This is a genomic window from Sanguibacter antarcticus, assembly GCF_002564005.1.
GTDB classification, from domain to species: Bacteria; Actinomycetota; Actinomycetes; order Actinomycetales; family Cellulomonadaceae; genus Sanguibacter; species Sanguibacter antarcticus.
On sequence record NZ_PDJG01000001.1, the window covers coordinates 1,142,519 to 1,167,050 of the forward strand.

Annotated in this window: 21 protein-coding genes and 1 riboswitch; of the genes, 11 read left to right on the forward strand and 10 right to left on the reverse strand. The window is 69.9% G+C overall.

Annotated features, from left to right (window positions below):
• Positions 1-51: 51 nt before the first annotated feature.
• The gene (locus tag ATL42_RS05160) at positions 52-1,584 is read right to left on the reverse strand and encodes a sugar transferase (RefSeq protein WP_098454431.1); all 1,533 of its coding nucleotides are present in this window, start codon (positions 1,582-1,584) and stop codon (positions 52-54) included.
• Between the two features lie 232 nt (positions 1,585-1,816).
• On the opposite strand from ATL42_RS05160, the gene ATL42_RS05165 reads away from it, so the two are divergent.
• The 8 genes from ATL42_RS05165 to ATL42_RS05200 all read left to right on the forward strand — a co-directional run bounded on the left by ATL42_RS05165 (position 1,817) and on the right by ATL42_RS05200 (position 11,295).
• Complete coding sequence (locus tag ATL42_RS05165; RefSeq protein ID WP_098456353.1) at positions 1,817-3,394, forward strand: tyrosine-protein kinase domain-containing protein; 1,578 nt, start codon at positions 1,817-1,819, stop codon at positions 3,392-3,394.
• Between the two features lie 91 nt (positions 3,395-3,485).
• Positions 3,486-4,076 carry an arsenate reductase/protein-tyrosine-phosphatase family protein gene (locus tag ATL42_RS05170; protein WP_098454432.1) on the forward strand — a complete coding sequence of 197 codons (591 nt, stop codon included), beginning with the start codon at positions 3,486-3,488 and terminating at the stop codon, positions 4,074-4,076.
• A 53-nt stretch (positions 4,077-4,129) separates the two neighbouring features.
• Positions 4,130-5,662 (forward strand): SDR family oxidoreductase, encoded by a 1,533-nt coding sequence (locus tag ATL42_RS05175; protein ID WP_098454433.1) that lies wholly within the window; start codon positions 4,130-4,132, stop codon positions 5,660-5,662.
• Entirely contained in the window at positions 5,659-6,957 is a 1,299-nt protein-coding gene (locus ATL42_RS05180) for a cation:proton antiporter (RefSeq protein ID WP_245862149.1), read from the forward strand. Before ATL42_RS05175 ends, ATL42_RS05180 begins: the two co-directional genes overlap by 4 nt.
• A gap of 70 nt (positions 6,958-7,027) precedes the next feature.
• Complete coding sequence (locus tag ATL42_RS05185; protein WP_098454434.1) at positions 7,028-8,161, forward strand: AI-2E family transporter; 1,134 nt, start codon at positions 7,028-7,030, stop codon at positions 8,159-8,161.
• The gene (locus ATL42_RS05190; RefSeq protein ID WP_281254272.1) at positions 8,077-9,381 is read left to right on the forward strand and encodes a type III polyketide synthase; all 1,305 of its coding nucleotides are present in this window, start codon (positions 8,077-8,079) and stop codon (positions 9,379-9,381) included. Before ATL42_RS05185 ends, ATL42_RS05190 begins: the two co-directional genes overlap by 85 nt.
• The gene (locus ATL42_RS05195) at positions 9,378-10,148 is read left to right on the forward strand and encodes a class I SAM-dependent methyltransferase (protein ID WP_245862153.1); all 771 of its coding nucleotides are present in this window, start codon (positions 9,378-9,380) and stop codon (positions 10,146-10,148) included. The genes ATL42_RS05190 and ATL42_RS05195 overlap by 4 nt, the downstream gene beginning before the upstream one ends.
• Entirely contained in the window at positions 10,141-11,295 is a 1,155-nt protein-coding gene (locus ATL42_RS05200) for an FAD-dependent oxidoreductase (RefSeq protein ID WP_098454436.1), read from the forward strand. Before ATL42_RS05195 ends, ATL42_RS05200 begins: the two co-directional genes overlap by 8 nt.
• Positions 11,296-11,353: 58 nt before the next feature.
• On the opposite strand, the gene ATL42_RS05205 is transcribed toward ATL42_RS05200, so the two are convergent.
• The gene (locus ATL42_RS05205; RefSeq protein WP_342748109.1) at positions 11,354-12,277 is read right to left on the reverse strand and encodes a UbiA family prenyltransferase; all 924 of its coding nucleotides are present in this window, start codon (positions 12,275-12,277) and stop codon (positions 11,354-11,356) included.
• Here ATL42_RS05205 and ATL42_RS05210 point away from each other — a divergent pair.
• Positions 12,272-12,847, forward strand: coding sequence for an NUDIX hydrolase (locus ATL42_RS05210; RefSeq protein ID WP_169925341.1), 576 nt, complete (start codon positions 12,272-12,274; stop codon positions 12,845-12,847). The two genes, ATL42_RS05205 and ATL42_RS05210, sit on opposite strands and share 6 nt — an antisense overlap.
• A gap of 40 nt (positions 12,848-12,887) precedes the next feature.
• On the opposite strand, the gene ATL42_RS05215 is transcribed toward ATL42_RS05210, so the two are convergent.
• Positions 12,888-13,535, reverse strand: coding sequence for a histidine phosphatase family protein (locus ATL42_RS05215; RefSeq protein WP_098454439.1), 648 nt, complete (start codon positions 13,533-13,535; stop codon positions 12,888-12,890).
• The gene (locus tag ATL42_RS05220; protein WP_098456356.1) at positions 13,532-14,077 is read right to left on the reverse strand and encodes a gluconokinase; all 546 of its coding nucleotides are present in this window, start codon (positions 14,075-14,077) and stop codon (positions 13,532-13,534) included. The genes ATL42_RS05215 and ATL42_RS05220 overlap by 4 nt, the downstream gene beginning before the upstream one ends.
• A gap of 333 nt (positions 14,078-14,410) precedes the next feature.
• On the opposite strand from ATL42_RS05220, the gene ATL42_RS05225 reads away from it, so the two are divergent.
• Positions 14,411-15,073, forward strand: coding sequence for a PilZ domain-containing protein (locus ATL42_RS05225; protein WP_098454440.1), 663 nt, complete (start codon positions 14,411-14,413; stop codon positions 15,071-15,073).
• Positions 15,074-15,086: 13 nt separating this feature from the next.
• Here ATL42_RS05225 and ATL42_RS05230 read toward each other — a convergent pair whose 3' ends face one another.
• The gene (locus ATL42_RS05230; protein ID WP_098454441.1) at positions 15,087-15,503 is read right to left on the reverse strand and encodes a VOC family protein; all 417 of its coding nucleotides are present in this window, start codon (positions 15,501-15,503) and stop codon (positions 15,087-15,089) included.
• 467 nt (positions 15,504-15,970) lie between these two features.
• A riboswitch (cyclic di-AMP (ydaO/yuaA leader) is annotated at positions 15,971-16,145 on the forward strand.
• On the opposite strand from ATL42_RS05230, the gene ATL42_RS05235 reads away from it, so the two are divergent.
• Positions 16,144-16,980, forward strand: a complete 837-nt coding sequence (locus ATL42_RS05235) for a C40 family peptidase (protein WP_098454442.1) — start codon at positions 16,144-16,146, stop codon at positions 16,978-16,980. (Overlaps the previous riboswitch by 2 nt.)
• Positions 16,981-17,109: 129 nt before the next feature.
• On the opposite strand, the gene ATL42_RS05240 is transcribed toward ATL42_RS05235, so the two are convergent.
• The 5 genes from ATL42_RS05240 to aztD form a co-directional block, all read right to left on the reverse strand.
• On the reverse strand, positions 17,110-18,900 hold the full coding sequence (locus ATL42_RS05240; protein ID WP_098454443.1) for an ABC transporter ATP-binding protein: 1,791 nt from the start codon (positions 18,898-18,900) through the stop codon (positions 17,110-17,112).
• A 3-nt stretch (positions 18,901-18,903) separates the two neighbouring features.
• Positions 18,904-19,344, reverse strand: coding sequence for an arsenate-mycothiol transferase ArsC (locus ATL42_RS05245; protein ID WP_098454444.1), 441 nt, complete (start codon positions 19,342-19,344; stop codon positions 18,904-18,906).
• A 283-nt stretch (positions 19,345-19,627) separates the two neighbouring features.
• Positions 19,628-22,105, reverse strand: a complete 2,478-nt coding sequence (hrpB, locus tag ATL42_RS05250) for an ATP-dependent helicase HrpB (RefSeq protein ID WP_245862156.1) — start codon at positions 22,103-22,105, stop codon at positions 19,628-19,630.
• Positions 22,106-22,164: 59 nt separating this feature from the next.
• Positions 22,165-23,070 carry a metal ABC transporter substrate-binding protein gene (locus ATL42_RS05255; RefSeq protein WP_098454445.1) on the reverse strand — a complete coding sequence of 302 codons (906 nt, stop codon included), beginning with the start codon at positions 23,068-23,070 and terminating at the stop codon, positions 22,165-22,167.
• 52 nt (positions 23,071-23,122) lie between these two features.
• Entirely contained in the window at positions 23,123-24,505 is a 1,383-nt protein-coding gene (aztD, locus tag ATL42_RS05260) for a zinc metallochaperone AztD (protein ID WP_245862159.1), read from the reverse strand.
• Between the last annotated feature and the right edge of the window lie 27 nt (positions 24,506-24,532).

Genomic DNA, 24,532 nt, shown 5'->3' on the forward strand with positions numbered 1-24,532 from the left:
GCCTCTCGTTCGGTCCCAGCGCGCCGGGACGACGTCTCGTGATGCCCATGGTCAGTACGCGCCGTCGGACGCGACGACTGCTCGCGCGGTGCGCAGCAGGATCATGACGTCACCGATGAGCGTCCAGTTCTCGACGTAGTACACGTCCATCCGGATGCCCTCCTCGGGACTCAGCTCCGAGCGGCCCGACGTCTGCCACAGGCCCGTGAGCCCAGGCTTGACGAGCAGGCGTCGGTGAGCCTTGCGGTCGTACAGCGCCACCTCGCGGTCGATCTGCGGGCGAGGACCGACGAGGCTCATCGTGCCCAGCAGCACGTTGAAGAGCTGCGGCAGCTCGTCGAGGGAGTACTTGCGCAGCACCCGGCCCACCTTCGTCACGCGCGGGTCGTTCTTGGGCTTGTAGAAGAGGCCCACCTCCTCGATGCCCTCGGCTGCCAGCACCTCGTCGAGGCGCAGGTGCGCGTCCGCGACCATGGAGCGGAACTTGAGCATCCCAAAGGTCTTTCCGCCGACGCCGATGCGTTCCTGACGGTAAAAGATGGCCCCAGGGCTGGTAAATTTCACGAGCAGCGCGATGGCCACGAGAACCGGTGAGAGCACCAATGTGATGAGCAGCGCACCCACGAAATCAAATAGTGTCTTCATCACATACTTGAAGCCAGTGAAATGCGGTTCGTCGACATAGACGAGCGGAAGACCGTTGACCGGTCGCGTAATGACGCGCGGACCAGCCACATCACGCAGAGCGACCGTGAGCGCGAGATCGATCCCGGTCCCCTCGAGGTCCCAACCGAGCGTCCGGACGGTCTCGGAAGTCATCGAGTCGGACCCGACGACGGTCACCGCGTCGACGCCGAGGCGCTGTGCGATGGAGGCTGCGTCGGTCATCGCGCCGAGGACCGGGACGCCCGCGACGGTGTCCGGACCGGTCTCAGACTCGGGGACGCAGAGCCCGACGACGCCGAAACCGGCTTCCGTCTTGTCCTGGAGGTCGCGCGCGAAGATCTCCGCCTTGGCACGGTGGCCGACGACGAGAACCTTGAACTGAGCCCCGCCATGAGCACGTCGACGGCGCAGCCAGTGGCGCCAGAAGAGCCTGCCGACGAGCAGGAGACCGAGGCCGAGCGGCAGTGCGATCGCCAGATAACCACGGCCGATGTCCATCCGCAGGAGGTAGGCGATGACTGCGACGGTCGCGAACAAGCGCCACGTCCAGGACACAACTCGTTGATATTCCGCGGGTCCGGTGCCCACGACACGCCGGTCCTGGCTGCGCCCGACCACGAGCGCAGCGATCCATGCCCACATGAGCACGATCGAGACGACGAGGTAGCTGGGGGCAAAGCTGCCACCCACCCGAGCCGAGCCGTCCGCGTCGAACCGGATGACGTACGCCGTGAAGACGGCGATGTAGATCGCCGCCGCGTCGGTGATGAGCACGCGTGTCGCGTACTGCACCCACCATCGAGGAGCGACGACGCCTGCTGACGTCGTCGAGCCCTCGTGCTGCTCGTTGTCCCCGGCACGGTCGTGCCCTGGGCGAAGCTCAGCCGGTACGGCAGTACCCGACTTCCTCCGATGCATGACTGATGACATCGATACCCCCCTGCGAGCGCCGATGCATGGTGCGCTCTATCTACTCGCCGTCGATCATCGCGAGTCCGAAATGTCTGATGAGTACTGAGTACTCGGATTCGTCACCGTAGTGCCGTCATGTCCCCTTCCTGAGGTACTTTGGACAACGCTAACGGTGCCACACATGAGAGCATGGTGGAAGCCGGATTGCTTTACATCACAGTCAATGCAGGGGGAATTCGTGGAACTTCAGGACTATCTCGCGGTGCTTCGCAAGCGGTGGATAACAATCGCACTGGTCACGGCCTTAGGAATCGCTGTCGGAGCCGCAGCAACACTGTTGGCCACGCCGACGTACAAGGCTCGGTCTCAGGTGTTCGTCTCGGTCATGACCGGTGAGACCTCGTCTGACCTGCTCCAGGGCAGCAGCTTCACGCAGAAGCAGGTCAAGTCGTACACCGCGCTCGTCACGAGTCCTCGGGTCCTCATCCCGGTGATCGACGAGCTCGGCCTCGACACCACGCCAGAAGCCCTTGCGAACAGCGTCTCGGCCGACTCTCCGATCGACACCGTGCTCATCAACATCACGGCGACGAACGACGACGCGGAGCTCGCGAGCTCGATCGCGAACGCCACCGCAGAGAGCCTGTCTACCGAGGTCAGCGCCCTGGAGAGCCGCGCAGACGGGGTCTCCCCGGTTCAGATCAGCTCCGTGCGCACCGCGACCGTCCCGCGCTTCACCGCGACGCCGAACACGCGTCTCAACCTGGCGCTCGGCCTGGCGCTGGGCCTTGCGGTCGGCGTCGGTATCGCCGTGGTGCGGCACCTGCTCGACACGCGCATCCGCGATGAGTCCGATGTGAAACAGGTCACGAGCAGCTCCATCATCGCGTCGATCGCGTTCGACCCCGACGCACCGAGCCACCCGCTCATCGTCCAGACGCACCCCCACAGCCAGCGGGCCGAGGCGTTCCGCCGGCTGCGCACCAACCTGCAGTTCCTCGACGTCGACGGGCGTCCTGGCACCATCGTGGTCACGTCGTCGCTGCCTGGAGAGGGAAAGTCCACGACCGCGATCAATCTTGCGATGACGCTCGCCGACGCGGGCTCGCGCGTCGTCCTCGTGGACGCCGACCTGCGGCGCCCTTCCGTCGCCCGGTACATGGGCCTCGAAGGAAATGTGGGGCTCACCACAGTCCTCATCGGACGGGCCACGGTCGCCGAGGTTGTCCAGCCCTGGGGCGACGGGAACCTTCACGTGCTGCCCTCGGGTCAGGTGCCTCCCAACCCCAGCGAGCTTCTCGGTTCGACGTCCATGTCCACGCTGCTCGACTCTCTCGCCGCCGAGTACGACGTGGTCCTCGTCGACGCACCGCCCTTGCTGCCGGTCACCGATGCGGCGATCCTCTCTAGGCTCGCTGGCGGGGCGCTCGTGGTCGTCGGGGCGGACACCCTCGACCGCCACCAGCTCGCGGAGTCCATGGCTTCGCTGGAGAACGTCGGCGCGCGGGTGCTCGGTCTGGTGCTCAACCGCGCGGTGCGGACTCCGAGCGACGCGTACGCCTACTACGACTACACGCCCGTGGATCACGACAGCACAGACGCCAAGAAGAAGAACCGGGGCGCGAAGGGCGAGGAGAAGCGCTCGGCTCGTCCGGACCAGGGCAAGCCCAGCGGGACCGCCGGGTCGGGGGACGTCCCGCGGCGCATGGCTGACGCCGACCACCGGTCGTCGGTCGACTCCGTGCTCAGCGCCGCCGACGGCAGCCAGCGCACCGAGACGTCGCCGCGCACGCGGCCGTCGAGCGACCACGCCTGACTGCTCTCGCGGTCGCAGGACGCACCGCAGTGCGACGGGGTCGGTCAGGGCAGACTGTCCCTGACCGATCCCGTTCCTGAGGAGAACCGTCATGACCAGCCCTTTCACCGTCCTCACCGTGTGCACCGGCAACGTGTGCCGCTCCCCCGCCGCCGAGCGTCTGCTGGCCGCGCGGCTCGGCACGGACTCCGGGATCACCGTCTCGAGCGCCGGGACGGGAGCACTCGTCGACGCGAGCATCCCCTCCCCGATGGCTGCCCTGCTCTCTGCCGCGGGCGGGTCTGCCGACGCGTTCGCCGCCCGGCAGCTCACCGAGCAGTTCCTGCGCGAGAGCGACGTGATCCTGGCGCTGACCCGCGCCCACCGTTCACGGGTCGTCGACCTCTGGCCCGGCGCCGTCCGTCGGACGTTCACGCTCCGCGAGCTGGCGCGGCTCGCTGCGGCAGTGGGACCCGAGGCCCTTCCCGCAGGCAGCGCTGCCGAGCGCTTCGTCGCGCTCCTGCCCCTCGCCGCAGCGAGCCGCGCCACGCTGCCCATCGTCCGTCCCGACGACGACGACGTCGTCGATCCGTACCGGCGCAGCGACGCCGTCTATGCGACGTCGTTCGGTCAGCTGCGCCCGGCGGTCGAGACCATCGCTGCTGTCGTGCGTGGCACGGCACCGACCGTGAGCGCCGGCTGAGCCGGAGGGTCGTTCCTCGCGCGGGCGGCTGCCTGCGCTCGTACGCTCGGTCGATGACTTCAGCAGACACGACGACGACCCTGCCCGGAACCTCTGCTCCGCTCGTCCTCGTCACAGGTGCGACCGGCTACATCGGAGGGCGGCTCGTGCCTCGGCTGCTCGCCGCGGGCTTCCGGGTACGGGTCCTGGTCCGCACACCGGCCAAGCTGGCGGCCGTGCCGTGGCGCGACGAGGTCGAGGTGGTCGAGGGCGACCTGACGTCTGTCGAGGACACGACCGCGGCGTGCGCGGGGGTGCACACGTTCTACTACCTCGTGCACTCGATGGGATCAGGCAGCGACTTCGAGGAGACGGAGCAGCGGACGGCGCGCCTCGTCGCGCGTGCCGCTGCCGACGCGGGTGTCGAACGGGTCGTGTACATCGGCGGTCTCCACCCGGACGGAGTCGAGCTCTCGACGCACATGCGCTCGCGCACCGCGGTGGGCCAGGTGCTGCTGGACGGACCTGTTCCCGCGGTGGTCTACCAGGCAGGCGTGGTCATCGGGTCAGGGTCGGCGTCGTTCGAGATGATCCGGCACCTCACCGAGAACCTGCCGCTCATGCCCGCTCCGAGCTGGGTGACGAACCTCATCGAGCCGATCGCGATCCGTGACGTCGTGCACTACCTCGTGCAGGCTCCGCAGATCCCGGGCGACGTGAACCGGACGTTCGACCTGGGGTCGCGAGAGGTGCTCACCTACGCAGCCCTCATGTACGGATACGCACGGGAGGCCGGGCTGCCGTGGCGCAAGATCTACGCGTTGCCTATACCAGCACCACGGCTGGCCGGATGGTGGGTGGCGCTCGTCACGCCGATCCCGCACTCGATGGCTGTCCCGCTCGTGCAGTCGTTGCAGCACGACGCGGTGACGGACGAGCACGACATCGACGAGCTCGTCCCCCAGCCGCCGGAAGCCTTGACCGACTACCGGTCGGCGGTGCGGCTCGCGCTGGGCAAGATGGAGGACGGCGAGGTCGAGACCTCGTGGTCGAGCGCATCGTCGGGCAAGCCGTACGAGCCGCTGCCGAGCGACCCGGAGTGGGCTGGCCGCACGGTGTACGTGGACGACAGGTCGAGGTCGACGGACGTCGCACCCGAGAAGGTGTGGGACGTCATCGAAGGCATCGGTGGGGACAACGGCTGGTACTCGCTCCCGGCGGCCTGGGTCGTGCGCGGCGTGGCGGACAAGCTGCTCGGTGGCGCGGGGCACAACCGGGGACGGCGCAACGCGAGCCGGCTGGTCGTCGGTGACGCGGTGGACTGGTGGCGCGTCGAGCGGCTCGAGCGCGGCCGGCTCTTGCGCCTGCGTGCCGAGATGAAGGTGCCGGGCGGAGCATGGCTAGAGCTGACCGCCGAGCCGTCCGACTCGGGCGGGACGATCTACCGGCAACGAGCGATCTACATGCCTCGGGGTCTCGCAGGCAAGCTCTACTGGTGGGCCATCTTCCCGTTCCACGGGCTGATCTTCCCGTCGATGGCGAAGAACATCATCGCGCGCGCCGCACAGGGCAGCGCGTCCGGCCGCGACGCGCAGACGGCGCAGTGAGCCTGGAGGCTGACGGCGGCGGCCTGCTCTTTCTCGCTGTCGGGCTCGCGACGCTCGCGGCCGCGCTCCTGCCACGGATCCTCGGACGGGTCCCCGTGTCGGTGCCCATGGTGTTTCTTGCCGCCGGGATGGTCGGTTTTGCACTGCTGCCTCAGCTCCCGAACCCGGACCCGCTCGTGCACGACGACCTCGCGCTGCACCTCACGGAGGTGTGCGTGATCCTCTCCCTCATGGGCGCAGGTCTCGCCCTCAACCGGCCGGTCGGCTGGCGACGCTGGTCGACCACGTGGCGCCTGCTCGGGATCACCATGCCGCTGTCGATGCTCGCCGTCGGGCTGCTCGGGTGGGCGGCTCTCGGCGTCGGGGCGGCGAGCGCGGTGCTGCTCGCCGCCGTGCTCGCCCCGACCGACCCGGTGCTCGCGACAGAGGTCCAGGTGAGCGAGCCGGTGGCTCGTCCCGACGCTGTGGACGACGAGGCGCGCTTCGCGCTGACGTCGGAGGCCGGCCTCAACGACGGTCTGGCGTTCCCCTTCACGTACGCGGCGATCGGGATCGCGGTGGCCGGGGTCGCGCCGGACGGGTGGCTGGGGCACTGGTTGCTCGTCGACGTGGTGTGGCGTCTCGGGGTCGGTGTGCTCGGCGGCCTGGCGGTGGGGTGGCTGTTCGGAAAGCTCTTCTTCTCGACCGTCTCCGAGCGGCTGCGCCTGACGGAGTCCGCGGAGGGATTCGTGGCTCTGGCAGCGACGTTCCTCGCGTACGGGGCGACAGAGCTCGCGGAAGGGTACGGCTTCGTCGCGGTGTTCGTGTGCGCGTGCAGCATCCGGGCGGCGGAGCGTGCGCACGGGTACCACGCCGTGCTGCACAGCTTCGTCGAGCAGATCGAGCGGCTGCTGACCGTGGTCGTTCTCGTCCTGCTCGGAGGTGCGGTGTCGCGCGGTCTGCTCTCCGGCATCGGGTGGCGCGAGGTGGGCGTCGCCGCCGCGGTGATCCTCGTGGTCCGCCCGGTCGCCGGGTGGATCGGGCTCTCTCGGGGGAAGACCGGCCCGCGGGAGCGTGGGGTCATCGCGTTCTTCGGGGTGCGCGGTGTGGGGTCGTTGTACTACGTGGCGTACGCGCTGCACTCGGCGCCGTTCCCCGACGCTCGGGACCTGTGGGCGATCGTCGGGCTCGTCGTCGTCGGGTCGATCGTCGTGCACGGTGCGCTGGCGACGCCGGCGATGGCTGCCCTCGATGCACGCCGGGCGCGCCGAGCCCCGACGAGCGACGACGGGAGCGTCGAGCGGACCCCGGTGTGACGCGCCGAGGAGCCACAGGGCGCGCCCTGTTCCGGATGCCGCCGCGACCGGCCTCCCGTAATCTGCCCGCATGGAACAGCCAGGTGTGCAGCAGACCCGTCCTTCCCGATCCCTGTGGGCCGACTCGTTCGGCCGGACGGCGGTCCGCAGCGCCCAGTCGCTCATCGTCCTGACGCTGGCCGGGTGCGTCGTCTACGCGCTCGTCCAGCTCAAGCTCGTCGTCATCCCGGTGCTCGTCGCGACCATCGTCGCCGCCGCCGTCAGCCCTGTCGTGACGTTCCTCAAGCGCAAGGGCCTGCCTGCTGCGCTGGCGACGTGGGCAGCGATGATCACGGGGCTCGGGACGCTCGGCCTCACCCTGTGGCTCGTGTGGCGCAACATCCGTGACGAGTCCGAGCAGCTCGTCGCGTCCGCGACCGAGGGGCTCGACGAGCTGCAGACGTTCCTCACAGACGGGCCGCTGGGGTTGAGCGACGCGCAGATCACGGAGGCACGCGAGTCCGCGCAGGACCTGCTCGGGAGCGAGAGCGTCCAGAACGGAGCGCTCGCCGGGGCGACGGCAGCGGCAGAGGTCCTCACCGGACTGCTCCTCGGTGCAGTCATCCTCTTCTTCTTGCTCAAGGACGGTCGTCGGATCTTCGAGTTCTTCCTGCGCCCGCTCGACGCGCGGCACGAGAAACGAGCCGAGCGGATCGGTCTGCACTCCGTGCGCGTCCTCGGCGGGTACGTGCGTGGGACGGCGCTCGTGGCGCTCGTCGACACGGTCGTCATCGGGGCTGCGCTGCTCATCCTCGGGGTGCCGCTCGCGCTGTCGTTGGCGACGATCGTCTTCCTCGGGGCGTTCGTCCCGCTCATCGGCGCGACCGTCGCCGGTATCCTCGCTGCCCTCGTGGCGCTCGTGGCGAACGGACCGGTGACGGCGCTCATCGTCATCGTGGTCGTCATCGCGGTCAACCAGCTCGAGGGCGACTTCCTCGCGCCTGTCGTCATCGGCAAGGCGCTGTCGCTCCACCCTCTCGTCATCCTTCTCGCGCTCACGGTCGGGACCATCCTCGCGGGCATCGTCGGGGCGCTCTTGTCCGTCCCGATCGCGGCGGTGGGCTGGACCATCGTCACGGAGTGGAACGCGTCGAACCAGGAGTCCGACGACGTGCCGGCGATCGACGAGCAGCACGACCTCGACGACGACAGCGTGACGGCGTAGGGCCTTCGCCACCGAGCGAGGACAGGAGTCGCTCGTTACAGTCGCGTATGCCCATCACCATCCGTTCCATCGAGACCGCTGTCCCGCCGACCGTGCTGCGCCAAGACGAGATCCGGGACGTGTTCGCGGGGCAGCCTGACCTCAACCGGCTCGGTGGTCGTCTGGTGCGCGCTGCGTTCGACGTGTCCGGGATCGAGACGCGTCACACCGTCGTCGACGAGCTCGATCACGCCTCGGCGGGGCTGCCGCGCACGGACAGCGAGCCTCCTGTCTTCTACGACTCCGCGAGCGGCGAGATCCTGTCCCCGAGCACCGGGACGCGCAACGACGTCTATACCGACCGGTCGCCCGCGCTCTTCCTCGCAGCGGCCCGCACCGCCCTCGACGCGGTCCCGGACCTCGACGCCGACGACGTCACCCACGTCGTCACCGTCTCGTGCACCGGGTTCTTCGCGCCCGGCCCCGACTACGCGATCGTGCGCGGCCTCGGTCTGCGGCCCTCGACGCAGCGCTATCACCTGGGCTTCATGGGGTGCTACGGCGCGTTCCCCGCGCTGCGTGCCGCCCGGTCGTTCTGTCTCGCCGAGCCGGACGCGGTCGTGCTGGTCGTGTGCGTCGAGCTGTGCTCGTTGCACCTGGCGTCCTCGAACGACCCGGACACGATCGTCGCCTCATCGGTCTTCGCCGACGGCGCTGCCGCCGCGGTCGTCACCGCTCGCCCTGCTCCAGCCGGAGAAGCGGTCCTCGACCTCGACGCGTTCGAGACGGTCCTCACCCCGGTCGGGGAGAAAGACATGGCATGGACCATCGGTGACCACGGCTTCGAGATGGTGCTCAGCCGGTACGTCCCCCACATCATCGAGGAGCACATCGCCGGTGCGCTCGCTCCTCTCCTGGCGAGCGTTCCCGGGCTCGCAGACCAGCCGTACGGCTCGATCCCCCGCTGGGCGATCCATCCCGGCGGGCGCAGCATCCTCGACAAGGTGCAGAGCACGCTCGACCTCTCAGACGACCAGCTCGACCCGTCGCGGGAGACGCTGCGCACCTACGGGAACATGTCGAGCGCCACGATCCTCTTCGTCCTGCGGCACGTGCTCCACGACCAGGACCCCGGCGCCGGAGGAGAACGCGTGTGCGCGATGGCGTTCGGCCCCGGCCTCACGGTCGAGACGGCACTCCTCACGCACCGTGTCGTCGACGAGAGCGAGGACGGCGAGTGAGCAGGACGACCGCGACCGCTCTCCCCCGCCCTCCGCTCGCCCCCGACCTCACGGACCGGGAGGTCCACGCCCACGAGCTCATGGACGACCCGGGGTGCGACCTCGACACGCTGCGCCGCACGTACGCCCTCTTCCGGCCGGTCAACCGTGTCGTGGCCGGGTGGCGACACGTCTACGTCCGCCAGCTCCGTCCCCTGCTCTCGCGCACCCGTCCCACGACGATGCTCGACGTCGGTTCCGGCGGCGGGGACGTCCCCCGTGCGATCGCACGATGGGCCGCACAGGACCGTCTGCGCCTCGACATCACGGCTGTCGACCCAGACGAGCGAGCCCACGCGTACGCCTCCGCGCTGCCTCCTCTCCGCGGACTGACGTTCCGCCGGGCCCTGAGCACCGACCTCGTCGCTGCCGGCGACCGGTTCGACCTCGTCACGTCCAACCACGTGCTCCACCACCTCGACGGTGCGGGGCTGACCACCCTCCTCGCCGACAGCGAGGCCCTCGCCCGCCGACTCGTCGTGCACAACGACATCGCACGCGGCACGCTCGCCTACGGCGCCTTCCGTGCCGCGACCATCCCGCTCGGTCGGCGGTCGTTCATCCACCACGACGGAGCACTGTCCGTCCGGCGCAGCTACCAGGCTGCTGAGCTCCGGTCGGCGGTGCTCGCCGCCGGCGCCGACACCCGGTGGCGCGTCACGACGACCGTGCCCTTCCGAGTCATCCTGCACTGGTCGCCCGGCAGGGACGGCACCCCGCGTGCATGACGTGCTCGTCGTCGGCGGCGGCCCGGTAGGGCTCTTCCTCGCGACGCTGCTCGCTGACGCCGGCCTCGACGTCACCGTGTGGGAGAAACGCCGGTCACCAGCGCTGCTCTCGCGTGCCATCGGCATCCACGGGCCCGCGCTCGACGCGCTCGACCGCATCGGTGTCGCCGAGCCCGTCCTGCGCGAGGCCGTCGCGATCGGGCAGGGCGTCGCCTCGTGCCGCAGGTCTGTCCTCGGGGAGGTGTCATTCGCCCGAGCCCACCCGCGCTACCCGTTCGTCGCGGCTCTGCCGCAGTTCCGGACCGAGTCCCTGCTCACCGAGCGCCTCACGGCCCTCGCACCCGGCGCGCTGGTCCGCGGTGCGGAGATCACCGGTCTCACCCAGACGCACGACCGCGTCCGGGTCACCGGCACAGTTCTGGCCGGACCCGGCACCGACGACCGCCGGACGATCGACACGACGGCACACTATGTCGTCGGCGCCGACGGTGCACGCAGCGTCGTACGAGACCTGCTCGGGATCGACGCTCCCGTCCGGGACTATCCCGACACCTATGTCATGGGCGACTTCGTCGATGCCCGCCCCAGCTCATCCGCGTCGATCCACCTCGAGCCGGAGGGGGTCGTCGAGTCGTTCCCGCTGCCGGGAGGTGTCCGACGGTTCGTCGCGCACACCCCGCACCCCGCCGAGCCCAGCGCCTCCTGGCTCGCAGACCTCGTCACCGAGCGCACGGGACACCCGATCGACGCGTCGAGCGTCTCCATGCTCAGCGCGTTCGGCGTCCGTCGCCGGTTCGCGTCACGGATGGTCGAGGGACGGGTCGTCCTCGCTGGCGATGCTGCCCACGAGATCAGCCCGATCGGCGGCCAAGGGATGAACCTCGGCTGGCTCGACGCGGCGATGCTCGCGCCGGTGCTCGTCGAGGCCGCGCGCACCGGCGCGACGAACGGCGCGGCTCTGCGCCGGTATGACCGCAGCCGGTCCGCCAGTGCGCGTCGGGCCGCCCGGCAGGCCGAGATGAACATGGCTCTCGGGCGTCCTGTCGACGGCACGCGGCTCGCGGCACGCAACCTCGCCCTGCGGGTGGCGCTGCGGTCCCCGGCCAGCGCGCTCCTCGCGTCGGTCTATGCGATGCGCTGGTCGTGACGCGGTCTCTCCCACGACGCCCGGACGCATGCTCTGAGGACACCAGCGCCCGGTGGCCTCAGGCGACGAGGCGGGTGCCTCCCAGACCGAGCTGGACGGCGATGAGCAAGGACGCGACCACGACGAGCCGGAACAGCAGACGGCTCGGCGGTCGAGTCACGACGAGGACGGTGCCCCATCCGGCGATGCTCAACGACGCGACGAGACCCACGACCGCGACGACCGCGGACGGACCTCCGGCCGTGTCGAGACGCGCTCCGACGACCACGAGGACCGCAGCCACCGCGAGCGCGACGAACGCGACGACGCCGGCCGTGACGCGTCCGAGCCGGTGCGGCAGGCCCGCGATGCCGGTGCGGGCGTCGTCGACGAGGTCGGGCAAGACGTTCGTGAAGTGGATGGAGACCCCGAAGACGGCGCCGACGGCGATGGCCCAGGGAGCCGCTGTCGCGGGGTCAGGCAGTGCGAGGGTGACGATGGTGGGCAGCAGACCAAAGCTCACGACGAAGGGGACGACGGAGAAGACGGTCCGCTTGAGGCCGGCGTTGTATGCCCACGCGGAGGCGATGAACACGAGGTGGGCGGTCCCGGCTGCGAGGCCGAGAGCGAACGAGACCAGCAGGGACACCGTGAGCGAGGCGAACGCTGCGGTGCGCACCGTGGCGACGGTGACGAGCCCTTGGGCCACAGGCTTGTCCGTGCGTCCCACGGCGGTGTCCCGGTCGGCGTCGATCCAGTCGTTCGACAGGCCGATCGACAGCTGACCGGCGGCGATGGCGAGCGCGAGCGCGAAGACGCGCAGCGGCGTCATGCCCACGGCGACCCCGAGGACTGCGGAGAGCAGCGTCACGGCGAGCGTCGGCCCGGGGTGGGAGGACAGCGCGAGGGTCGTGGCGCGGGCGAGCATCCCGACAGCGTAGAGGAGGACGGACGCAGCGGCGCGACTGACGTCCCGTCGACGTGGGAGAGTGCTCTGGTGCATCGACAATCCACGGACCCCGCCAGAGCGGCTGCAGCATGCCTCGAGTCCTTCGTACCGCACGACCCCGCGTCAGCAGCGGCGCAGGAGCAGGCGAGCGCGTACCTCGCACAGCACGGGACGGCGGCGCTCGGGCGCAGCCTGCCGGAGCACCTCACAGCGAGTGCGCTCGTCCTCGACCGCGCGGGCGACCTGACCCTGCTCTGCTATCACCGCAAGGGCAGGTTCTGGGTCCAGCCCGGCGGCCACCTCGACCTGACAGACCCTGACCCGCTCGCCGGCGCCCTGCGAGAGTTGAGGGAAGAGACCGGCCTGGATCGCTTCACCACACCGCTGGCCAAGCCGATCGATATCGACCGGCACCGGCTCGGCGACGGCTTCGGTGCGTGCACGTGGCACATCGACATCGCATTCGTCGTCGTCGCAGAACCGTCCGACTCCCTCGAGGTGAGCCACGAGAGCACGGACGTCGCCTGGTGGCCCGTCGATGACCTGCCGCCGGAGAGCGTCCCAGGGCTCGCCCGCCGGCTCGCCCGACCGCGGGCGCTCGTGCGGTCGGGGACCGTGCTCTGAGCACCGTGCTCAGCGCTTCGCCTCTGACGGCCCGGGTCCGTCAGCCGACGGGCTGGCCGGTGAGGTCGCCCTCCGCCACAGGTGCGGGAACGACGGCCGACTCCCACCGGTCAGCCACCCATCTCCCGTGGGCATCGCGCTCGACGGTGACGATGCCGGTGTTCGTCAGGTTCTGCTTCATGATGAACCCCACATCGAGGTTGCTCACGCGCGCAGCGCACCACACCCGGATGATCGCGCCGTGGCTGACGATCGCTGCGTGCCGGGACCCGGCACCGACGAGCTCCTCGACCACGGCGTCGAAGCGATCGAGGGTGGTCGCCTGGGTCTCCCCGCCGGGGAGCACGTGGTCCGCGTCTCCGCGGCCCCAGGCCGCCAAGAGGCCGAGATACTGACCGACAGCCTCCTCGTCCGCGCGCATCTCGAGAGCTCCGGCAGAGACCTCGCGCAGCCCGTCTCGGACGTCGAGCTCGATCCCCCGTTCCTGAGCGAGCGCCGCCGCCGTCATCTGCGCGCGCAGCTGTGACGAGGCGACGACCCGGTCGAACGGCACGTCGCCCAGCGCGCGGGCCAACGCGACGGCCTGCTGCGCGCCGACGTCGTCGAGCGGAGGGCCGGGCACGCTCGTGTCGATCGCGCCGGTGACGTTGGAGGCGGTCCGGCCGTGACGGACGAGGTGCAGCTTCATGTGGCGCTCCGGGTGGTCGTGAGGGGCGGGACCCTCGTGATGGCGTCGGCGATGATCGACGGGACGTCTGCATCGATGTCGATCACGATCCCCCGTTCGTCGGGGTCCAGCGCCTCGAGGGTGCTCAGCTGTGAGTCGAGCAGCTCCGGCGGCATGAAGTGGTCGCTGCGCCCCTCGAGCCTCGCGGTGAGCACCGCCTTGGTCCCGTCGAGGTGCACGAACACGGTTCCAGGGGCCTCCGCGACGATCGCGTCGCGGTAGACACGGCGCAGCGCCGAGCACGCGACGACGACACCTCCGCTGGCGTCGGCGAGCACCTGGCCGACGACAGCGAGCCAGGGCCACCGGTCCTCGTCCGTGAGCGGCGTCCCGGCAGCCATCTTCTCGATGTTGGCGATCGGGTGGAGACCGTCCGCATCGACGAACGGAACTCCGAGGGCGTTGGCGACGAGCGCGCCGATGGTCGACTTTCCCGAGCCCGAGACACCCATGACGACGACCATGGGCCTGCTCGGGTTCTGCGTGTCGGCTGAAGAGGACATCAGGTTCTGGACCCCGTTTCGGTCACGGATCGTGGTGGCACCGTCCGCATGACGGTCGTCGACCAAGTATGCCCTGACCACCGATGCGCACCCGGCCTGGGACGGACCTGACGATCGTCGGTCCGGGGGGGCGTCCTTGCTGGTTCTTGGCTCCCCCTCTGCGTACCGGGCCGCTGCAGCAGACAGGGGCACAGCGGCCGCTTGGCACACTTTTCTTGCGTACGACACTCACTCGGAGGATCGCCTCGGCGACCGCGCCGCAGCTCCTCACGTCTGACGTTCGACGGCCGATAGGTGGCTCATGAGAATGTCGGCCATCACCCAGGCACCGCGATGACGCGCGCGACCCTCCCCGTCGCCGGCGAGCAGATCGAGGTGTCGACGTCGGAGGAGCGGTCCTACACCACATGGGTCGACCAGTCGGACGGCCACGTCATGCGGGTCTTCGCTCCCCACGACCTCCTCGTGATCGACCTGCCCGGCCCTGGGTCGACAGTCGTGGTGCGCTGGCACAGCCCGCGCGGCCGCCACCACGTCGACACGGTGTTCATCGAGCGGCGCGGAGACGGCGGGCTGCAGTGGATCCTCGAGGTCGAGGGCAGGCTGCGCCTCACCCAAGACCGGCAGTACGTCCGAGGCGCCGGTGGCGAGCAGGTCACCCTGAAGCGCGTCGACCCGGAGCCCGAGGAAGGCGCGGAGCCGCTCCGCGAGCCGGCCGAGCTCACGACCGGGTTCGTGGTCGACCTCAGCGAGCGTGGTGTCCGGGCACGCTTCGAGGCCCTCGACCTCGTTCCTGAGGACGTCGTCACCATGACGCTCGCGCTCGACGAGACGAGCACGAGCATCACCGGGACCGTCCTGAGGGTCTTCCCTGCAGCGCGCGGGGTCCAGCCCGAGGTGGTCGTCGTGTTCGAGACCGACGACGCGACGGCGACGATGCTCCGCCGTTACGTCTTGCAGTCCCAGATGAGAGCCCGCCAGTTCGCCGTGCGCTGATGCCCTGGTCCAGTCAGCCGGCCGCGCCCGTGATGTAGACCATCCAGGACACGCCGAACCTGTCGCGGCACATCCCGAACAGGTCCCCCCACGGGGACGGCCCGAGGGGGTGCGCGACGACACCGCCGACGGAGAGCTTCTCCCACCAGCCCGTCAGCCCTGCGACATCGTCACCGCTGAGGGAGATCGCGACATTCCCGCCGGGTGTGCGATCCATCGCGCTCGGGGTGTCGGCCGCCATGAGGACGAAGCCGTCGGGCGCCTCGAGCTGGGCATGCATGACCTTCGCGCCCTCGACAGGGTCGTCGGCCTGACCGAGGTCGGCGAACGTGCTCACCGTGAGCTCCCCTCCGAAGACCGCTCGGTAGAACTCCATGGCTTCTCGCGCCGTGTCACGAAAGCCGAGGTAGGGATTGAGTCGTGAGGTCATCGCAGGCCCGCCTTTGTGCCATGGTCGCGCAGGATGCAGACGTCGGAGATTCCGACCACCGCCCGAACACCCCACGCTAACAGTGACGCACGTCACATAACAGGCTGACCGCTCACGCCGCGACGCCGGCGACACCGTCGCCAGACAGACCTCGCCGCGCCTTCACCCTGCGCCGCCAGAGCACTCCCTGCCGCCCGAACTGGCAGAAATGTCTATGACCTCCGTCACTATTCGCCGCGCCGACCCCGCACCGAGACTCGACCGGCACCCACCAGGCTCGAGAAGATCGCCCCGTGACCTGCGCGTGGGCCGCGGCTGCACATGCCCGCCCGAGACCCGTCACGGCGGCCCGAAGCCCCGCCGGCAACACTGGCCGTGATCTCCCCGTGACATTCCACCGGTATGTCATGTACCTTCGAGTTGCTCCACACGGCAACCGCCCACGGAGCGCTCGAGCAGAACGTCTAGCCCTGCCACTGCTCGAGGCGATCTAGAGACCATGGCAGGGACGGGGGACCCAGAAGTGGGCGCTGCTCGCAGCGTCCTTGGGGTGAAGCCGCGCGGATCACGGTCCGACGGCCGGGTGTTCTTCTCCTACCCGAACCCGACAGCTAACCTCGCAGGCGTCTTTGGAGAGAATATGACCGTTCGTACCTCGGGAGCGCGCCACCGCGCAGCGCGCCGCAGCATCACCCCGCTCGCCTCGCTGTCCACCGGCGCGACGGGCAACGCCGCCGCCCTCGGGCGTCGCACCGCCATCGTCGCCGCGTCGTCCGGGCTCCTCGTCTCGCTCATGGGCGCGTCGCCCGCCGCAGCCGCTCCTGTCACGACAGACGCAGCGCTCAGCACCTTCGACGTCGACACCCTGACCGCTCAGGCGAACGCAGCACTCGTCACTGCACCAGCAGTGACCGTCGCAGCCGACGCTTCCTGGACCATCGAGCAGACGTCCATCACGGTCACGCCGGCCCCGGAACCCGAGCCGGAGCCGGAGCCCGAGCCCGAGCCCGTCCGCGTCGAAGCAACGACCACGCGATCCGCTGAGCGCACCGCAGTCGCCGACACGACCACGGCCGTGGCCGAGACGACCGCCGAGGTCGCTGAGACCCCAGTGGCACTCACCGCCGCGATCCCTGCATCGGCGAACGGCAGCGCGATCATCGATGCAGCCAGCCGCTACGTCGGCGTCCCGTACGTCTACGGGGGCAGCACACCCTCAGGCTTCGACTGCTCCGGGTTCACGTCCTACGTCTTCGCTCAGGTCGGCATCTCGCTGCCCCGCACCGCCGCTGCCCAGGCCGCTGCAGGAACAGTCGTCTCCCGTGCCGACGCTCAGCCCGGCGACCTCATCTACTCCCCCGGCCACATCGCGATCTACGCCGGCGGCAACACCCAGATCGACGCGCCCCGCCCGGGCAAGACGATCCAGTTCCGCGACATCTGGCAGTCCAACCCCACCTTCATCCGCATCTCCTGATGACGCACGGCTGACGCCGCCCGACAGCAACGCTGCACCACAGAAGGCCCGGTCCGCTCCAGCGGACCGGGCCTTCTGCGTCTGGGCGGCACGCGCGTGCCGCCCCGTCACAGCTGCCGTGGGAGCCGCTCAGGCGCGGATGTCGAACATCTTCAACCGCGCACGGTCCCGGGACGTCGACGACGCCTGGAGCGCGAGCAGCTCGGCATAGATCCCGCCGGTACGCGCCAGCTCGTCCGGCGGGCCGATCTCGTCGACCCTCCCGTTCTTGAGCGTGACGATGCGGTCGACCGAGGAGATCGTCGAGAGGCGGTGGGCGATGATGATCGTCGTCCGGTCGGCCATGAGGCGCTCTAGCCCCTCCTGGACGAGACGCTCGGACTTCGAGTCGAGCGAGCTCGTCGCCTCGTCGAGCACCAGGACAGGAGCCCCTTTGAGGATCGCGCGAGCGACGGCGATCCGCTGCTTCTGACCACCCGAGAGCTTGATGCCGCGCTCACCGATCTGTGTGTCGTAGCCGTCGGGGAAGCGCGTGACGAACGTGTGCGCGTTCGCCGAGCGGGCAGCAGCCTCGACCTCGCCGTCCGATGCACCAGGGTTCGCGTACGCGATGTTCTCGCGGATCGTGCCGGAGAAGAGCGCTGGGTCCTGGAACACGACACCGATGTCTGCGCGCAGGGCCTCGAGCGAGGTGCTCGAGATGTCGGTCCCGCCCACCCGGATCGTCCCGGAGTCCGGGCCGTAGAGCCGCAGCAGCAGGCTCACGAGGGTGGTCTTGCCACCGCCGCTCTCGCCGACGACCGCGATCCGCTCCCCTGGTGCGATGGAGAACGTCACGTCCTTGAGGACGTCCTCGGTGCCCTCATAAGAGAACGTCACGCCGTCGAGGTCGACCCCCGCGGCGTGCTGCGGAGCGCGCTGGGGCCCCGAGAGGTCCGGCAGCTCGTCACGCTCGGGGATCTCGGCCATGACAGAGAAGTAGTCACGGCTGCCCGCGATCGCGCGCTGCCCCGAGTCGACGAGGTAGCTCATCGAGAGGACCGGCTGGCGCGCCATGGTCACGAGCTGCACGAGGAGCACCATGACCGCGATCGTGAAGGTGCCGCGCAGCGTTCCGACGAAGATCAGGGCGAAGACGACGAAGAAGATGACGTTGAGCGCGGCGCGTCGCGAGGTGTCCATGACGTGCCAGTACCGGGACTGCACCTGGGTGGTGCGCACGGTCCGTCCGTAGCGCTCCTCGAAGCTCGCGAGCTCGCGGCGCTCCTGGACAAAGCTCTTGACCACGCGGACCTGGCCGATGACCTCGGCGAAGCGCCCTCCGGCGATGTCGAGCTCGGTGTTCTTCGTCGACTCGAGCGCCTGCCAGCGCACGCTCGTGATGGTCGTCAGCCAGGTGAAGACCGGGTAGATGATGGCGAGCAGGAGCGCGAGCGGCCAGGAGTGGTAAGCCATGATCCCGAGGATGGCCACCACCGTGAGGAGCATCGGGAAGAACATGTTCGCGAACATGTTGAGAAAGGCCGTCGTCTCGGAGATCGATCGGGTGAGCCGGTTGATCACCGTTCCTGTGAGCTCGTTGTCGAAGTAGCGCTGAGGCAGCCGCAGGAGGTGCGCGAAGTACCGCGTCGACAGGGTCGCGCGCAGCCGTGCCGCCATGGTGTCACCGAGGTAGCCGCCGAGGTTCGACAAGAGCGTGTTCGCGAGCTCGGCAGCGAGCAGCGCGACGGCGAACCAGACGACGCGCGCGACGCCGGACTCCCCGCCGTCGTTCGCTGCGACGACGTACCCGGTGGCGGCGCTGACGACGAACGGCGTGACGAGACCGGTCACGGCGACGCCTACGGAAGCGAGGACGATCCCGGCGTAGTACGGCCAGAGCTCACGGGCCGCGCCGAGGACACGGAGGAGGGTGCGCACGGCTCAGGCGCCCGGCCCGGAATCGTCGTCGTCGGACCCCAGGCGGGCCAGGAGGCGCTGGACCCGGACGGCGATGTCGTCGCGGACGAGACGCATCCGGTCCATGCCCTCGATGCCGCGCTCCGAGGGCTCGTCGGTCTCCCAGGTCTCGACGGGCGTGCCTCCGACGCTGGTGACCTCTGCCTCGCGGCCGAGCACGACGACGAGGTCGGCGGCGGCGACGAGCTCGTCGTCCAGAGCGCGCGGACGCTCGTCGCGGATGTCGATGCCGACCTCGAGGAGCGCGTCGACAGACTGAGCGTTGAGCGCTGGTCCTGGGCGTGTGCCCGCGGACGAGACGTCGACGGAGTCGCCCGCGAGGGCGCGCAGGAGGCCTGCGGCCATCTGGGACTTTCCACCGTTCTTGACGCAGACGAACAGGACGTGCGGCCGGTGTGTGGTCATGCAGGCATCCTTGCCCGCTATATAGAGCCCTGTCAATACAGCTGGCCGTGGTGGCACGGCTCGAGGACGGGCCTCAGGTTCAGTCCCAGAACGGGTGCGTCAGCTCCTCGTCGATCTCGATCGGGTCGATCGTGTCGGTCGAAACAGAAGGTACGCACGAGCACATGACGTTCATGTCACTACCGTCTCCGAGATCTCTGAGACCCGTCTAGGACCTGGGGCCCAGACGGTGCGTCGCTGCACGTCAGAAAGACGCTCACGTGCGGGTGAGATCTGGAGGGTGTCAACCGTGCGGGGTCTCGGGCCAGGCGTGCTTGGGATACCGCCGCCGCAGCTCGGCACGGACCTGCGGATAGCCGGTCGCCCAGAACGACTCGAGGTCGGCTGTGACCGCCACCGGGCGACGAGCAGGCGAGAGCAGATGGAGCACGACCGGCACCCGACCGTCCGCGAGCGACGGCGTCCTGCGCCACCCGAAGGCCTCCTGCACGGTGACAGCGACGACGGGACGGTCGGCGGCGGCGTAGTCGACGACGGGACGCGCACCACCGGGCAGCGTCACCCGCTCAGGAGCGACCTCACCGAGGCGACCTGCCTCGGGCCACGGGAGCAGGCGGCGCAGCGCCGAGACGAGATCGATCCGGCCGAGATCACCGACCGAGCGGACACGAGCGAGGTCGGGTGCGAGCCACTCGTCGAGGGACGCCAGGAGAGCCTCGTCGGACACGTCCGGCCAGGGGGCACCGAGCGCAGCACGGACGAAGGCGAGCCGTCGCCGCAGGGCCCGCGCCGGCTCGCGCCACGGCAGGGCGTCGAGCCCGTCCTGCCGCAGGCCCTCCCGGACCGCCGCGACGACCTGCTCCGCCGCCGGGTGCTGGACGCGTTCGGAGGCCAGCTCGATCGCGCCGAGGCGCGTCGTGCGGCGTGCGACCACACGACCGTCCGTCCACCGCACGTCGTCGGCCTCGCAGAGCGCCGACCCGGCAGCCTCGAGGGCGAGGTCCTCGTCGAGCGGTGCTGCCGACCGGATGAGTGCGTCGCGACGTCCCGGTGGCCGGTCTGCGTCGGCCACGGCGAGCCAGTCGTATCCGCTCAGCGGCGAGCCGGGCGGCAGCTCCGCCCCTGTGCCGGAGACGAGGAGATAGGTCTGCCCACCAGGGCGCCGACGGGCGACGCGATCCGGGTGGGCGAGCGCGACGACGAGCCCTGTCGCGAGGTCGTCGGTGAGCTGTCGGGCAGTCGTCGCGCGGCGCGGCACGGCACGCTCCAGGCGCGTCACCTGCGAGCGCCAGGTGTGCGACGCGTGCTTGTCGTGCCGCAGACGACGGAGGTCGGCGACGAGGTCGCCGCTCGAGCGGGCGTCGTCAGAGAGCATGGCGACAATCTCTGCTGCCCGATGCGCCCCGACGGCCTCGGCACCGTCGAGGAGAGCTCGGGCGAGGCGGGGGTCGACGCCGACGCGTGCGACGAGGCGGCCACGGGGTGTGGCCTGCCCGTCGGGGTGGATCGCGCCGAGGGCGAGGAGCGTGGTGCGGGCGACCGCCATGGCTGCTGCCGGGGGTGGGTCCATGAGTGCGAGGCCGCTGCCGTCGGGGCTCCCCCAGCACGCGAGCTCGAGGGCGAGATCGGTGAGGTCTGCAGTGAGGATCTCCGGGGTGGGGTGGCTGCTCAGGGTGGCGTGCTCGTCCTGGGACCAGCAGCGGTAGACGGCGCCGGGTCCTTCGCGCCCGGCGCGTCCTGCTCGCTGGTGTGCGGCGGCGCGGCTCACCCGGACGGTGACGAGGCCGGCGAGACCGCGTCGGTGGTCTGCGCGAGGCTCTCGGGACAGTCCTGCGTCGACGACGACGCGCACCCCGGGGACGGTGAGCGAGGACTCGGCGACGGCGGTGGACACGATGACGCGTCGGCGTCGTCCTGGAGCGAGGGCACGGTCCTGCTCCCGGGTGGGGAGCCGTCCGTGGAGCGGTCGCACGTCGACGTCCGGTCCGATGCCGGAGAGCCTGCGGACCGTCCCGTTCACCTCGCCGGCACCGGGGAGGAAGACGAGGACGTCACCGGTCTGGTCGTCGAGCGCCCGGCGGACGGTGGCGGCGACGTGGTCGAGGAATCCGGGGGTGACGCCGCGCTCGTCGAACCGTGGCGTCCGGAGGGTGGGCGGGCACCAGATCTCCTGGACCGGGAAGAGGGTGCCGTCGACGTGGATGCGTGGTGCGCTCTGCGCACCCCCGAGGAGCGCGGCGGTGCGTGCGGCCTCGATGGTTGCTGACATCGCGACGACAGCGAGGTCGGGACGGAGGTTCTCTCGGACGTCGACGAGCAGGGCGAGCGCGAGGTCGGCGTCGAGCTGGCGCTCGTGGCACTCGTCGAGGACGACTGCGCTGACTCCGGGCAGCTCGGGATCGCGTTGCAGGCGACGCAGAAGGATGCCGGTGGTGACGAACTCGACGCGGGTGGCGTCGCTCGTCGTCGACTCTCCGCGGACGGTGCAGCCGACCGTGCGCCCGAGCGGTTCGCCGAGCAGGTCCGCCAGGCGCCGGGCAGCTGCGCGGGCGGCGATGCGTCGGGGTTGCGTGACGATCACGCGCCCCGGGAGCGCCTGGGCGAGCGCGGGCGGGACGAGGGTCGTCTTGCCTGATCCGGGTGGTGCTTGGACGACCGCGACTCCCCGTGCCGCGAGCGCCTCGACGAGATCGGCGAGGCCCGTGCGCACGGGGAGGTCGGGGGGCGACGCGAGCATCGCGTCGATCGGGTCAGGGTCCACCCGAGCATTGTGCCCCGGACGGACGTCGCGCGAGCAGGGCTCACGCGACGTCCTGGTGGTCAGCTGCAGGTGAGCCCGTCCTTCAGGGCGACGAGGTTCCTCTCCATCACGGTGAGGTAGTCGTCCTGGTCGTCGCTGATGCTCTCGAGCGGGTCGAGCACGTCGGTCTGGACCCCGAGGTCGTCAGCGAGGGTCTGGGTGACCTTGGGGCTGACGAGCACCTCGAAGTAGAGGGTCGAGACGTCGTCGCGCTCGACGATCTCCCGGACCTCGCGCAACCGTGCGGGCGACGGCTCGGCGTCGGGGTCGATCCCCGAGATCCCGACCTGGACGAGGCCGTAGCGGTCGGCCAGGTACCCGAAGGCTTCGTGGGAGGTGACGAGCGTGGCACCTGCGCAGGGCTCGAGCGTCTCGATGTACTCGGCGTCGAGCGCGGTGAGCTCGACGTCCAGCGCGTCGGCCCTGCTCTCGAAGTCGGCGGCGTGCTCCGGGTCCATCTCGCCGAGCGTGTCGGCGACCTCGTGGGCGACAGCGGCCAGACGCGTCGGGTCGAGCCAGAAGTGCGGGTCCAGGCTGTCGTCGTCACCGGTGAGTCCGGCGGCGTCCATCGCATCGATGACATGGGGAGGTGACTGCGCAGCGATGGCGTCGTCGGTCGCCGGCTGGAAGGTCGAGAGGTAGACGACGAGGTCTGCCTCGCCGACGCTGCGGACAGCGCTCGGCGAGAGCTCGATGTCGTGCGGCTCGGCGGCCGGCGGCGTGAGGTTCGTGACCGTGACGTCCGGTCCCCCGACGCGTTCGGAGACGAACTGCAGCGGGTAGAAGGACGCGAGGACGTTGACGGTGGAGTCGTCGGCCGTCGCAGGATCAGGATCGGACGAGCAGCTGCTGAGGGTGGTGGCGAGGGTCAGAGCGCAGACGACAGAGAGTGTCTGTGCTGTCCTCGATGTCGAGGGGAAGTGCATGGGGTCCTGCCGATCACTACGGAAACAGAGTGGTTGGGGGCGGTGGGCGATGTCAGGAGGTGGCTGGCGCCTCCGTGTGGTCGTCGTGCTCGTCCTCGTCCTCGTCGTGCTCGTGCTCGTCTTCAGCGTGCTCGTCTTCAGCGTGGGCACCTGCTTCGACGGCTCCGGACGCGCTCGTGAGCTCGTTGGGGGTGACGGTGAGCTCAGCCGTGACCCAGACCTCACCGGTGAGGATGTCCACCGCGGAGATCGTGTTCGTGCTGGGGTCGGTGATGTAAGCAGAACCGTCGAGGACGATGAGGGTCGGGCGCGGTGACTGCCACTCGTCCGGCTCTTCCCAGGCGGAGACGACAGGGATGGACCGTTCGATGACGCCGGTCTCGGGGTCGATCACGTGCAGCTGGCCGTCGGTGCCGAGGACGAGCGCCTCGCCGTCGTCTCCGCGTCCGAGGGACCGGAAGCTGTAGCTCGACGGGAGGTCGACGAGCTGCACGGTCGAGGTGCGGGTGTCGATGAGCGAGATGCGGGTCGGTCGCTCGAGCTCGGCGTCAGGGTCCGACTTGTAGTCACCGAGGACGACGGCCGACGCCTCGCTGCCAGCCTGGTTGCCGATCCGGCCGTAGGAGTCGGGGCTCTGGACCTTGGTGATCGCGCCACCTGAGTAGACGACTGCACCGTCCTCGCAGCCGATGACGACGGCGTCGTCAGCCGCGACCGCTTCACCGTGCACGCCGGGGCACTGGTCAGAGGCGGCAATCTCGTCGTCGTCCGCGTCGAGGACGCGGATACCGGTCCGGGCGTCTTCCGTGCCCTCGGAGACCACGAGGGTCCCATCGTCGAGCTCGACAGCGACACCGTGGTGCGCCGTGGGGGTCGTGTACTCCCGGAGCTCGGCGGCGTCAGGCTCGGCGATCTCGCTCGAGTCGAGGACCGTGACGTTGCCTGTCGCATCGTCGAAGAGCGCTGTTCGTCCTTCGTGGACGACAGCGTGGCCGGGCTTCTCAGCAGCAAAGACCACGTCCGTGAGGATCGGGTCTGACGTGTAGTAGTGCGCGTGCTCGCCGTGCGGCTCAGCCCACGTCCCGACGTCGAGGACCTGGAAGCCGCCGGTGGTGGAGACGAGGACGTGATGGCCGTCGCCGGTGGGGTTGAGCCGGTTGAAGCCGTCGAGCTCGATGTCGGCGACGAGCTCGAGGGTGGTGGCGTCGAGGACCTGGATGCCGCCGTCGTAGGTGAGTGCGAGGCGCGGGGTCACGGTAGCCGCCTCGGTCGTCGTCACCTCGGGCTCTGTGCTCTCAGCGGTCGCTGTCGCGCCGTCTGCGGAGTCGCTCGTCGAGCAGCCCGCGAGGATCGCGAGCGGGAGGACGAGGCCGGCAGCGATCGCTGACCCGCTGGTGAGGCGGGAGCGACGTGAGGAGGTGTTCACGGATGTCATAGGGGTCGGGCGGCGTGATTCTGGGGT